Source organism: Microcoleus sp. MON2_D5, from assembly GCF_036701905.1.
Classification (GTDB): Bacteria; Cyanobacteriota; Cyanobacteriia; order Cyanobacteriales; family Microcoleaceae; genus Microcoleus.
In genome coordinates this window covers 55,651-67,552 of sequence record NZ_JAUBRM010000038.1, presented here as the reverse complement: position 1 = coordinate 67,552, position 11,902 = coordinate 55,651, and the positions used below count along the sequence as shown (strand labels likewise).

The window sequence follows — 11,902 nt, the reverse complement described above, 5'->3', positions numbered from 1 at the left end:
TTAGAACGGAGAGGGAGGGATTTGAACCCTCGAAGGATGTTAACACCCTTAACAGATTAGCAATCTGCCGCTTTTAGTTGCAAACCGCTTGACAGGCAATAATTTCAGACTTTTGCGATTGAGGCTTCCCCACTTTTTACAATGCTGGTGGTAGATAATCAGTTATCAGTTCGCACCCAGAGCCACAAAATACCACCGATGGGTGCGTCGGCAGTATATCCAGAGAAATTCAGTGAGTAAAGTCGGGGGGTGGAGTCGAACCACCAGAATATCGGCTTATGAGACCGACGAGCGACCGCTGCTCAACCCCGGCATTCCCCCCAGCATTTAACGTCATGAGAGAGGATGGACGGGTATACGGTTTAGCCCTGGTATGCCAGCAGGTGTCCGATCTCTCACAGTTGTTAATGCCCGAAGACTTTTAACTGGTAATTGAGTGACTTGCTAAATAAATAATATCACATCGTTTTCAATTAGTACAAAACAGCCACCAACGTACTCATTGGTGGCTTGTCGAGCAAAGCGTTAGGATTCTAGCACAAAAATGTTGTACCCCGATCGTCTGTCTTTTGCCTGTAATAACTTTCACACAAAATGCTCAAGCCAAAAAAGATGCGATTACCATTACATCTATTCTGACTTGAGCGGGGCGTGAATGTTGTGGTTAATTTATTGTATTCATTTGCTCCCACTGTTTCAACTCAAACCCATACAATTTTTTAAACTTTTTTTCGCACCGACGCCAGCCAGTCGTCATAAGCAGCTTGTTTTGGTACGTCTAACTTTTTAGCCTCTTCGTCTTGAAATGGGTTGATTTCTAGCCTGATAATTAGCTCTTTAAACCCTTCAGTGAAAATGAAAGCTTGGTTGATTCCTAGTTCTTTTGCTTTGTCTGTAGCGAAGTTGTTCCACACAGACAGGATTATCCAGCGTTTTTCCCACTCTCGGTTTCCCAAATCTGGAATGGTAATTTGCTCGGTGCTGATAAGTTCTTCCCGATCGCCCGTGATATCATCCGGCGGGCGGTGTTTAAACTCTACTTCAAAAGTTCGAGTTGCTATCTTAATTTGTTGAAATCCTTTTTGCACAACACATTATTTTGATATAATTTAGTAGTCAACCCGGAGGATACTTTCTGGGGGAAAGATAGGAACTAAACTGATTAAATCACCGCTGATTCCGGTGGTTTTTATTGTGAATTAGAATTTGCCCACGCTGCTCAAATTCGATATTAATTTTATTTTAAAAACAGCAACAGTTCAAATCCAATCCACCCGATCGCCTCGCAAGCAATTGTGGTACATAAACACCAAATTGCGTAATTTGCCATTTTGGCACGAAAATCGCGCAAGACAGTAAGTGAATCAAGGCTTTCCATTGCTACACTTGTCAAAGTAAAGAAGAAAGTTTCTTCAGAATCGTAATAGTGTTCATCATACAAAGTTTTAGCAAGTAGCAACACTCCGCCACTTTTTGGCTGAAACCCCGCAAGGCAAAAACCAAGAGTAACCAAACACAAAATTATTGAAAACACATCAAGAAACAAAAGCCCGTTGCTGGTTAAGTGTACGGTTGTCTTAAAAAGTATCAAACCAGTTGTTAGCCCAAGTACAAAACCGACTTTTGTTACTGAAATATCAATGCTCCGATTTACTAGAGCTATTTGATATTCTAAGTGTTCATGTATTAGCTTAATGTTGTTGTGTTGTGGCGTTTGAACTTCGGGTTGTTGGGAGTGTTCAGAATCTGTCATATTTTTACCTAAATATTTATATTTCAATTATAATATTAAAATACAACATAACAAGTACAATCGTATGCCAGAAAAAAACAACGATGAGTTTTTGCAAAAACTAGAAGATTTATTTTCTTACCACCCACCAAAGAATGACGCCGAGCAAGAACTACACAGAGTAGTCAACGAAGCGTCAATTGCGTATGCAAAAGCTTTAGCAAATGTTATTAAAAACCCCGCCGAATTGACAACTTTGTTGTGGGAAGTTCAGAAAGTACGAATGCTTGCCAACGCTGCTGTTTGCTACGAGCGGGTTGGGATTACCTACCGTGATTTGTTTTCTCCAGATGTTTAACGGCGTTTCTACCATTTCAACCCGTTCGTTGCCTGCAGCTATGCCCTACGCCCGCTACTCAACCTCGGCTGCTACCGGATAAGTTTTGTTGAACCAGTCCAGCAACTCTTCTAAGTTGTTAAATTGTTGAGTCATTGGATGCTGGTTTGGGGTGGCAAACAAACCGCCCATATACGAACGGATATGCCAGTCGGCATCTTGCTCAGTGACGATCGACTCGTGCTTAATTGGAATCTCTGCATTTTCCCCGTAAACCAGTTTGTAAGCAGCGTTAACCCGTTCGTTCGGAGGCAATGGCTGTCCTTCTGGTGGCATAGGTTTTTGTATTTGCGACTCGGTTGGTTGCTCGGGGTGTGGCTCTTGTTGCTTGGGTGCTTCTGGGGTGGATGGCTCGGCGGGTGGCGGTTCGATTGCAGGTTGCTCTTGTGGGGTTTCTTCTGGTTTTGGTTCTTCTGCTTCTGGCTGTTCTGTTGGCTTTTCTTCCTGCTGCGACTCGTCCGACTTAGTTTCTTCCGGTGGCTGTTCGTTGGACTCTGGATGAATTATTTTAGATACAATCTTGCTAAAACTTGCCATGAGTTTTTGGGGGTAATTTAGGTAGATTATAGCTTGAATTTGTTGGCTGTGTAAACATTGATTGGTGGGCGAGCGGGTAAATACAAAAACTTCCCTAGTTACGAAGAGGCTGAAGTCTGTAGGTATATTCCGGCTCCTTTTGGTTACGTCGCAGAAGCAGGTTTATTTAATTTAGCATGGCATAATTATAGTTAATCAAACCGAGCATTTGATAGATTGATTTAGTTGTACAAATTCTACCATTTAATACATTTAATGCAGAGTTTAAATAAAATAAGCTAGAATTTACTGTATAAAATGTATTAAACCTAAGATGAAAACCAAAAGAGGAAGAAACACTTTATACTCTCAGGATAAGTTAGATATTATCCAGAAAGAGTTAGTGGAACATGGCTGCAACCAACGCGCATGTAAAAATGCAGGAATCAGTCAAGAAGCTTTTTATACATGGATGCGTAATCGCCCTGAGTTTGCTAGGCTAGTAGAAGAAGCCAAGCAAGAGCGTTTGTTTCGGAGACATGAAACGCTAAAATTGCAAGCAGATAAAGTTTTAGAAAGTTATTTGCAGAATGGGACTGTCACAAAAATTACAATAATTGAAGAAGGAACTTCGGACAAGTTTGGCTCTTATGTAAAAAAAACGGTTAGGGAAGTTCGATCTCCTACTCCGGTCAAAATTCTTGATCGAGTTCTTGGCAAACCATCAGACGAGCTTGAAGCTTTTACGGCTTTTGTAAATGCAGGGTGGCTCCCTCGATCTTTATTAAACTTAGCAGAAAGTGAAATTAACAACATTAAGCTCGTCATTAGACAAGCGTTCGCGGGAATCTTCCCAGACAGTACGGAAGCTGCAATTACTGGACTCACCCCCGAAACAGCAGCAGTCATTCGACAGCACCTTTTGGGCATCCAGCCCGCCGATGCTCTTGAAATATCAGCAGATGTGGAACCGGGACAGCAGCCCGATCAAGATTTGCGAGAAATCGAGGCGGATAGGGATTAGTTGGGCGGACGCTGCTGACTCGGCATTGGTGGCGGCTGAAATCAACGGCTCCGACTCTTGGTATGTCGGGTACAACTTCGATATGTCGCGTCAGTACATTGAGGATGTTGCGTACTGGGCCCGGGCGTACAACCTTGTTTGTTCTGGTATTAACGAGTCAGTTATTGAGGAACCTAACAAAAACATTCTTGCCTATACTATCCGGTTTGACTCAGGCTTTAAGGTAACATCTCTGTCTTCGCGACCTGCAAACCTGCGATCAAAGAAAGGTCGGCTGAGGATTGACGAGGCGGCATTCCACGACGACTTAGAGGAACTGATCAAGGCAGCGCTAGCCATTAATATGTGGGGCGGTTCCGTCGCCATTTGGAGCACACACAACGGGAAAGACAATTATTTTAATCAGCTAATTGAAAAGTGCAAAACCGGGGAACTCAACTACTCTTATCACCGCTATGACTTAGCCACCGCAATCGATGATGGGTTGTACCGACGCATTTGTCTGGTATCAAATCAGCGGTGGTCGATCGAGCGTGAACACGCTTGGATCGAACAACTGCGGAAAGACTACGGCATCAACGCGAGGGAAGAGTTAGACTGTATTCCATTTGAGGCAAAGGGTGTGGGTTCAGTATTCAAGCGCGAATGGTTCGAGGTTGTCGATCGAGTGCCAGCGGGCGGGCGCATAGTTCGATTTTGGGATTTAGCAGCAAGTGCTAAAATCTCCGCTTGCTACACTGCCGGGGTTAAGATGAAAAAAGTTGACGGTATAATTTATGTTATGGATGCGATCGCCGAACAATTTGAGCCAGCGCAAACTAATAATTTATTGAAAAACACGGCTATTCGCGACACGGTAAATACAAAAATTGCTTGGGAATTAGAGGGTGGTTCTTCCGGGCCCCGCGACCAAGTTCGCATCCGGGAATTATTAGAGGGATTTCACTGTGCAGGTATCCGTCCCCGTGAGAGCAAAATTGTCCGAGCGAGTCACTTTGCCAATGCCGCACTCCGGGGTGAAGTGCGAATATTAAGAGGTGACTGGAATGAACAATATTTAGATGCGCTCTACCATTTTGACGGCAGTTCAAAACCTAAAATTACTGACTTAACCGACGCCAGTTCAGGAGCCTACAGCTTCTTAGACGGGCAAAAAATCATCCAACCCGACTTTAATTAACCCTAATGCGATCGCCAACCCCAACTCCCGGCAGAAACAAAACTCTAGAGAACATCTGGCAAAGTATTGTCAATTACAGCCGGACGCTGGTTGGCGGTCAATCCAAGCCCGTGTCCCAATATCACGGCTATGCCAGTGATAGTATCCATGGTCGGCAATACGACTTTGAGATTCGCGAACCGATCGTGCGAGATAACGGTCACACCCGCGAACTTGTGCGGATGGTCGAGCTTTCATCAGAAATTACTTTGGCGCTTGACTTGAGAAGGGATGCAATTTGGAGCAACCCCACAGGCGATGACCAAGGCTGGGATATTGCTCCCACTCTCAACGACAACGTGACGCCGATCGACCCCGGAGTTTACAAGGTGTTGCAGCGGTTGCGGGAAGAAGTTATCGGCGGGCTGGCGCTCAATGCAGGGCCTGAATTGTTGATGGCTTGGGGCGATTGGTTTTTGTCGATCGGGGTGAACTTAAAATCTTCTCGCATTGAGCGGGTATTATTTCCGCCAACTTTTGAGATGTTTCGCATCGAGTCAGTGACGGGTGAACTGCTGGGTTTTCAACAGCGCAAAAATTCAACCAATGAAGTAAGCGCTTTGGATTTTCACCCGATCGTCTGTGCTCATGCCCGCTACCGTTGGCGTCCGCCGCACCTCTACGGGCGATCGCTTTTTCAAGAGTGCATTCCCGATTGGGTGGGGGCAGAGAATGTTAAGTCTGATTTGTTAAGTGCCGCTAGAGCCACCGGAGTAAATTCTCGACTGCACTTTATGCCGTGCGAGTACACGGACGCGGACGCCCAACAATACAAAGAAGCACACCGGGAAAGGCTTCGACAACACGGTAGCATCACTGACTATTACCTGATGAACGGCGCTGAGATTAGGCAGTTGTCTAATAGCAACCCGGATTTTTCTGGTTTGATTTCAGTGCTTAAAGAGTTTCAGTTAATTATTGCTAGGAAGTCTAAAGTTCCTTTGTACTTGATGGGATATAGCTGGGGTGGCGCTCAGGATATTGCGACGCAGCCGATGTTGAATTATGCAAGAAGTTTGAATGCCGATCGGATGTTGATAACTTATTCAATAATTAAGCATTTGTGCAATCTAGAACTAGCACTTCAAGGTTACAGTAAAGACCAGTGGATTTATCGGATAATATGGCCCAAATTGTACGTCAATCCGTTTGAGGAACAGATGAACCCATTAGAGGCTGAAGAAGCAAACACAAAAGGAGTTGAGGATTTAGACGTGTTACCTAAGCCAAGCCTTCAGCATCTTGATTGGTTGACTACGGCAACGGATGCAGATATACGCTCAGGACTAGAAGCACTCAAGTCTAAAGACTCTCGACTGTTAGAGGTGGGATGATGCCGATCGGAACAGCGGAAAGGGGGAAAATATTAAGACACTTGGAACTGCCAATAACTTCGTTGCCTATCATTAACGTACTTTGCGATTCAGTCCAGCAAACCTCTGAGCAATTAGCGCAGCAAGTAAACGAGATAGTCCAGCAGCTTGACGCTAACTCCGAAGAAATTAGGAAAGCTTCAAGCGGAATTGTCAAGCTAGACGTTATTGAATGGAAGCCTGATCGCAAGTGCGACTTGCACAGTTATCGGAAATATCTAGTTAAGCAATTATCTAATGCGATCGGCTACACAACAATTACAATGCACCCTTGGTAAAAACATGAAAACTTTATTTAAAATTGGTGATGAAGTTAGCTGGGATTCTGCTGTAGGCACGGTTAACGGGATTGTAGAACAAGTTATTTTAGATGGGTTAATTCCCAAAATTAGTATAGATATTGCTGTAACAAAGACCACACCGGGTTACTTGATTAAGCTGACCAACAGGCAAGATAATGTATTTGTTGGTAAATTACATTCGGATTTGCGGGAGCAAAAAACAGAAGTGGCTGTGACAGAAATTACTCCTGATCAACCTGACAGCTTACCTTATTTGACCAAGCAGCAACTTGCTAAATTAAACAAGTTTAGACCTTCTGGGTTCCCGTTGATAGCAGACGAGACGATGGTTGCAATTTCTTTTGTCGTTGCTGACAACCTAATCAACAGAAGTAAGGGCAAATGGACAGAAAAAGACTTGGCAAAAATGGCGAGTATGCTTGATCGAATGGGTTTACCTCACATCCTGAACCATAACTGGGAATCTGTGGAGGACGTGCAAGGGATAATTATTGAAGCTAAACTCGTCAAGTCTAAGCCACCAGCCGAACTTGTAGACGCGCTGCAAAATGGCGAGTTAAACCGCCAAATCGTCAAAAATGAAGAGTTTGTGCAAGTTGTTGCAACCGTTGCTTTTCCTGCTAACTCTGCAATTGTTGACAAACTTAAGATAGGGCTTGGTCGGGCGGTATCGTTGGGCGGTTTTTCTTTTAAAGATTACGTCTGCCCAATATGTAACACCAGTTTTTCGTTCAAAAACTGCCCCCACTTTATTCCTGATAGCTGGACAGAATGGGATGCCGATCCGTCTTTGGTTGCACCATATTATATCCGGGATAGGCTTTATGATTTAGGCGAATTATCAACCGTGGTTATTGCAAACTTGCCGGGGGCTTCTTTGGTGACGGCTGGGGATAGCGTTCTACATTAATGACGCAGCACTAACATCCAAAGCCTCTGCCCAGACAAGAATGTCTGAATACTTCAACTCCTGGCAATTTGTTTCAACTCGACTAACCGTCTTCTGAGATTTGCCAACAAGTTTTGCGAACGTTTTTTGAGGCAATTGTTTCCTTTCCCGCAGAAGTCTTATTTTTTCGCCTAAGGTTTTTAGCTCTATGACATCTGTTTTAGTCATAAAATGACTATTTGCTCATATATTGACTATCAGGAGTATAGCATAATTAAACTTTGATAAGTTGGTCGTAGTATCCTGGTAAACCAATGCCAACAAAGTCAAAACCTAAAATAATTGGCAGCGATGCAGTCGCAGGTGTTAATGAACGCGACGCGATTAATCGAATTAATGCTACTAAAAAGAATAAATCTGGAAACAATAGTTTCAGCTCGGACGGCGTAGTTCCTGCTGAACAGTTGCCGCCTCTGTCTAATGTGACAGGTTCTGATTCCGTTACCGAACCAGCGTCACCACCATCTGCACCAGCTCCTCAATCTTCAACTGCCACTGCTCCGACTCAGGCAGCAATGACTTTTAACGAAGATGGGAGTATGACTCTTACGGAGAGCCAGCTAAGGATGTTGATCGATAGCGGCGTCCGGCAAGAAACCCAGCAAACTGTCGTTCAACTTCAACAAGCCGCCGATCAAATTGCTTCACTAAAGCAGCAACAAGACGCGGCTGATGAACGGGCAAAGAAAGAGCGTGAAGAGCTTGAGAAGCAGGTTGAGAACGAGCGCAAACAGCGCGACACAATGGCCAGAGTTTTTGGTCAGTTTGGGTATGCGTTACCTGAATCGGGTGGCACCGATCGCGCGCCTCTTCCCTCCCAAGCTTTTATCTCTCCGCTGGCTAATCGTGGTGGAATTTCCGCCAAAGATGCAGTGCGGGAATACGAGCGTCGCCTTAATGATAGTGGCTCAACTGAAGCAAGGTTAATTACCACTTCTACAGGCAGTTACATCCAACGAAACCCTCGGCATAGTGATCAATTCTTTGTGGAAAACCGGAAGGTTCTGCGCGAAGGTATTGATGCGATCGCCCGTCAGCATGGATTACTCCAAGGGCGCAATCAAGTCTGGGGCGGGAAAGACGCGCCAACGACTTTTGCTAATTTCCCGATCGCACTTCGCGAATACCTGAGCCAAGTTGTTCGGCTTGAGCATAGTGCCCGGTTTGTTCTTTGGCAGTTTTGCAACAAGGCCATTCATACCGGTATTCCAATTAATCAGACAGTTTTAGTTCCCCGCGTTCGTCACCTTAACGTCGGTGTAACCTCTTCTGACTGGAGACTAACTCCGGGTATCCCAATTGTCCCAACTCGTCAAAATCTTAACGGCAACGGTGTTTCTGTTCCGATTTTGGAATGGGGTATGGGCAAAGATGCGGTTGTTGAGCCGCTAGGTATTCACGAACTGGTCAACGCTGTTACCATCATTGACATTGAGCGACTGGTGCAGGAGCGTATCGGCTACAACTACGGGATGTGGGAAGACTTGTTGTTGTTTGAAATTCTGCTTTCTTCAACAGTTGTCGTCTATAACAACAATGGTTCAGCCGTTAACACAGCCGCTGGAGTTCCTGCGGGTGGTGGCGGACAACTGACAATGAATTTCTTTGGTTCTTTGCGCGCTCAACTTGTTAACGCAAAAGTTCCACCGCTTGACGATGGATGTTTCATTTTTGTCGGCACTCCCGACCATTTTGCATCTCTTGAAAATGACATGGCAGAAAAGGGTTTGCACGCAGATAATTCAAAGACCGAAAGCTTGTTGACCAGTATGCTGGAAAAGAAAACTCGCCAAGAATACATGGGTCGAGTTAACGGCTATAAAGGTCAAGTGCGCGGGTTCCATTGTTTTGAGTCTACTAATATCAGTTCTGGTTTGCCTGGTTCTCCTGGTGTACAAACTGAGACTTTAGGTGGCACTCCTGTTACGACGCGATCGGGTTTTGCCCTCGGTGCAGATGCGTTGGGGATGGCTGAATCTATGCCAATGGAAATTCGGGAGTCCGACGATACCGATTTCGGACGGATGCGATCGCTGATTTGGAAAACCCATGCAAACGCAACTGGTTTGGATGTTGACCCAAATCGCACTCTACTGCCGAACGAGGTGGCTCGCGCTGTTGGTGGTGAAGAACAGCTTCGGGTTTACGAAGTCCGATCGTCCACAACAAAGGTCTAATAGTATGCCCTCAAGTTCCGCACCTGCACCTCCTCCCAGCCCTGAGAATCCTTTGTCTCCAGAGACATTAGAAACACCAGATCCGGCCCCGCTAAAGCCAAAAGTGGAAGCAGGGGTCAAAAAACCCAGTGATGTTTCCAAAGTAACTGCACCATCAGGCAAAGCTGATTATGCCTCGGATTATTACAAAGCGTTAGGTTTGCAAGTTTGCCCGCAATGTGGCAGCAAAAAGCAAACCGACGGCTACAACAATGTGATCTGCGGAATTGGTGAATCCAGTTGTCCAATGGTTGAGGAGAAGAAATAATGGCAACTGGACATCTGACAAACACAGGTAGCAATATCTACCTCAATCACCTTTTCCGGGGTCAGCAAAAGAACACTGGCACTCCGTATCTTGCGCCATTTCTGACTATGCCTTCCAAGCAAGGCCCAGGGTCGGAACCAACAGGTGCAACCAGGATTATGATGACTGCCCAAGACTGGCAAGCACCCGTTGGCGGTTCAACAACAACTATTAAAAACTTGGTATTTCCAAGGTCTATCGGTTGGAACGGTAACATCGTTGCTCTCGGAGTTTTTGACAGTGCTAGTGGTGGCAGTTGCCTTGCTTATTTCATCCCGGACGATGGGGAATTGATTGAGGTCAATGATTCTCTAATTGTGCTGGCGGGTGGATTGCTGCATAGGTTCGATTCTGGGTTTATGTCATTGAATTTGCAAAATGCAATTCTCAACGATTTATACCGCAGCATTCCGCTGCCGCTGTTTCCCAGTCTGTCGGTCGCTCATTACAGCAGCGCTCCCGCCCCCAATGTTTCGCCAACGATCGGTGGGACAGAACCGACAGACAGCGCGTACAGCCGTCAACCGATTGCTGTAAACGGGACTGCTTTTGGCGCTGCAACTGCTGGAAAAATCTCAACAATTATTCCTTTCTCTTTCACGGCCGCCACAGAGGCGCAAGGACTAAGAACGCACTGGGGCTTGCACGACGCTCCGACTGCGGGTAACTTCCAGGTCGGTGGTGTGCTTGTTCCGCCTAAAACGGTGGACGCGGGCGATCCGTTTACTTTAACCGAACTAACGATCGGATTGGATGCAGCGTAATGCCTACTCAATTCGCAGCAGCGACGGCAGCAGCCACAACACTGACAGAGACAGACGACGAGTTGATAGTCCGCAATCGGCACTCAGCCGGAAATGGATTAGTGACAACGAGTGCGATCGCACTGTCGCTAGGTCGAGACAAATTTGTCCTCGGCATGAATGCAAAAATCGCTGTTTTTGGTTCGGCTGTTGCTGTAAGAGAGAGGACTGTCAGCGCGATCGGGATGCAGTCAACTCAAACAGGTTGCGACAAAGTTGTCTCAATGCCTGCCGTTTTAGCTCCTGAAGGTAAACTCTGGCTTAACGGCAAACCGTTAATAAACCAGCCATTACAAAAAGGTCAGTCGTTGCAAATTCGATTTGAGCTTTTGGGTCGCAAACTTTCAAATCTCAAAGCGCGATTCAGATTGTTTAATTTGCAAGGAATTAAACTGATTGATAAGCTTGAAAATATTGCCCCTGGTGGTTTAGAAATCGATTCTGAAAATGTCCAGCCCGGAGGATTGACAACTTACATCGGTTACATCTTCATTGATCGAACCGAAACTCTTTTTGCAGAATTCGCCCGCGAGTTTGAGACAGAATATGAGTTTGAAATTGGTAATTCTAGACTCAATTATCCGATCGAACGCGGCTTTTTAAATTTTAACGGATAGCAACTATGGCAAACTCACTTTACATAGATATGCGTTACGAAAGTAACAATATGAAATTTGATGGAGCCGAGCAGCCTGTTTTTGTTCGATCGGATAGCGTGGTTGTCGTCGGGCCGATCGCTGGCGCTAATTTAACCGGATTGACCGTCAAAGCTTCGGTCTGCAAAGTGTTGCCCGATGGTTCAAATAGCCCACCAATCTATTCTCGAACTGTTGGCAGTGGAATTACGCTTAGCACTTTAAATGCTAGTGAAAAAAAAGCAGCCATAGTTTTAATTCAATCAGGCGACAATGCCGCCGATGAACCAGGGCAAAAGTATGTTGCGGATATTGAGTTTAGTTACGAGCAAGATTTCACTGTTGGCACAACAGTCGGAACAGCTACGCCAATGAGAAAAACAATTAAAGGAGGTTTTAGCATTGAGGAAGATTACACGGTGATTTAGT

At 45.4% G+C, this 11,902-nt stretch carries 15 protein-coding genes and 1 tRNA gene; 11 read left to right on the top strand and 5 right to left on the bottom strand.

Annotated features, from left to right (window positions below):
• Positions 1-240: 240 nt before the first annotated feature.
• From QUA47_RS15890 to QUA47_RS15880, 3 genes are all read right to left on the bottom strand, one after another.
• Positions 241-313: transfer RNA gene (locus QUA47_RS15890), tRNA-Met, on the bottom strand.
• A gap of 406 nt (positions 314-719) precedes the next feature.
• Complete coding sequence (locus tag QUA47_RS15885; protein ID WP_333431460.1) at positions 720-1,088, bottom strand: hypothetical protein; 369 nt, start codon at positions 1,086-1,088, stop codon at positions 720-722.
• 149 nt (positions 1,089-1,237) lie between these two features.
• Positions 1,238-1,780: a hypothetical protein gene (locus QUA47_RS15880; RefSeq protein WP_333431459.1), complete on the bottom strand. Its 543-nt coding sequence runs from the start codon at positions 1,778-1,780 to the stop codon at positions 1,238-1,240.
• Positions 1,781-1,817: 37 nt separating this feature from the next.
• Here QUA47_RS15880 and QUA47_RS15875 point away from each other — a divergent pair, with 37 nt between their 5' ends.
• Entirely contained in the window at positions 1,818-2,090 is a 273-nt protein-coding gene (locus QUA47_RS15875) for a hypothetical protein (RefSeq protein ID WP_333431458.1), read from the top strand.
• A gap of 54 nt (positions 2,091-2,144) precedes the next feature.
• Here QUA47_RS15875 and QUA47_RS15870 read toward each other — a convergent pair whose 3' ends face one another.
• Positions 2,145-2,666 carry a hypothetical protein gene (locus QUA47_RS15870; RefSeq protein ID WP_333431457.1) on the bottom strand — a complete coding sequence of 174 codons (522 nt, stop codon included), beginning with the start codon at positions 2,664-2,666 and terminating at the stop codon, positions 2,145-2,147.
• Positions 2,667-2,979: 313 nt separating this feature from the next.
• On the opposite strand from QUA47_RS15870, the gene QUA47_RS15865 reads away from it, so the two are divergent.
• From QUA47_RS15865 to QUA47_RS15845, 5 genes are read left to right on the top strand one after another with little or no spacing between them, the layout of a single operon-like run.
• The gene (locus QUA47_RS15865; RefSeq protein WP_333431456.1) at positions 2,980-3,669 is read left to right on the top strand and encodes a hypothetical protein; all 690 of its coding nucleotides are present in this window, start codon (positions 2,980-2,982) and stop codon (positions 3,667-3,669) included.
• Positions 3,608-4,849, top strand: coding sequence for a phage terminase large subunit family protein (locus QUA47_RS15860; protein WP_333431455.1), 1,242 nt, complete (start codon positions 3,608-3,610; stop codon positions 4,847-4,849). The genes QUA47_RS15865 and QUA47_RS15860 overlap by 62 nt, the downstream gene beginning before the upstream one ends.
• Before the next feature lie 5 nt (positions 4,850-4,854).
• The gene (locus QUA47_RS15855) at positions 4,855-6,222 is read left to right on the top strand and encodes a hypothetical protein (protein ID WP_333431454.1); all 1,368 of its coding nucleotides are present in this window, start codon (positions 4,855-4,857) and stop codon (positions 6,220-6,222) included.
• A complete protein-coding gene (locus tag QUA47_RS15850; protein WP_333431453.1) occupies positions 6,219-6,539 on the top strand; it encodes a hypothetical protein in 321 nt (106 codons plus the stop codon). Before QUA47_RS15855 ends, QUA47_RS15850 begins: the two co-directional genes overlap by 4 nt.
• A gap of 4 nt (positions 6,540-6,543) precedes the next feature.
• Positions 6,544-7,473, top strand: coding sequence for a hypothetical protein (locus tag QUA47_RS15845; protein WP_333431452.1), 930 nt, complete (start codon positions 6,544-6,546; stop codon positions 7,471-7,473).
• Here QUA47_RS15845 and QUA47_RS15840 read toward each other — a convergent pair.
• Positions 7,465-7,680 carry a helix-turn-helix transcriptional regulator gene (locus QUA47_RS15840; RefSeq protein ID WP_333431451.1) on the bottom strand — a complete coding sequence of 72 codons (216 nt, stop codon included), beginning with the start codon at positions 7,678-7,680 and terminating at the stop codon, positions 7,465-7,467. The genes QUA47_RS15845 and QUA47_RS15840 overlap by 9 nt on opposite strands.
• 86 nt (positions 7,681-7,766) lie before the next feature.
• Here QUA47_RS15840 and QUA47_RS15835 point away from each other — a divergent pair, with 86 nt between their 5' ends.
• Genes QUA47_RS15835 through QUA47_RS15815 form a run of 5 tightly spaced genes read left to right on the top strand, consistent with a single transcriptional unit; the run spans position 7,767 to position 11,901 of the window.
• Entirely contained in the window at positions 7,767-9,689 is a 1,923-nt protein-coding gene (locus tag QUA47_RS15835) for a hypothetical protein (RefSeq protein ID WP_333431450.1), read from the top strand.
• Between the two features lie 4 nt (positions 9,690-9,693).
• A complete protein-coding gene (locus QUA47_RS15830; protein ID WP_333431449.1) occupies positions 9,694-9,996 on the top strand; it encodes a hypothetical protein in 303 nt (100 codons plus the stop codon).
• Positions 9,996-10,799 carry a phage tail fiber protein gene (locus QUA47_RS15825; RefSeq protein WP_333431448.1) on the top strand — a complete coding sequence of 268 codons (804 nt, stop codon included), beginning with the start codon at positions 9,996-9,998 and terminating at the stop codon, positions 10,797-10,799. Before QUA47_RS15830 ends, QUA47_RS15825 begins: the two co-directional genes overlap by 1 nt.
• The gene (locus QUA47_RS15820; RefSeq protein ID WP_333431447.1) at positions 10,799-11,455 is read left to right on the top strand and encodes a hypothetical protein; all 657 of its coding nucleotides are present in this window, start codon (positions 10,799-10,801) and stop codon (positions 11,453-11,455) included. The genes QUA47_RS15825 and QUA47_RS15820 overlap by 1 nt, the downstream gene beginning before the upstream one ends.
• Positions 11,456-11,460: 5 nt before the next feature.
• Complete coding sequence (locus QUA47_RS15815; protein WP_333431446.1) at positions 11,461-11,901, top strand: hypothetical protein; 441 nt, start codon at positions 11,461-11,463, stop codon at positions 11,899-11,901.
• The last annotated feature ends 1 nt before the right edge of the window (position 11,902 follow it).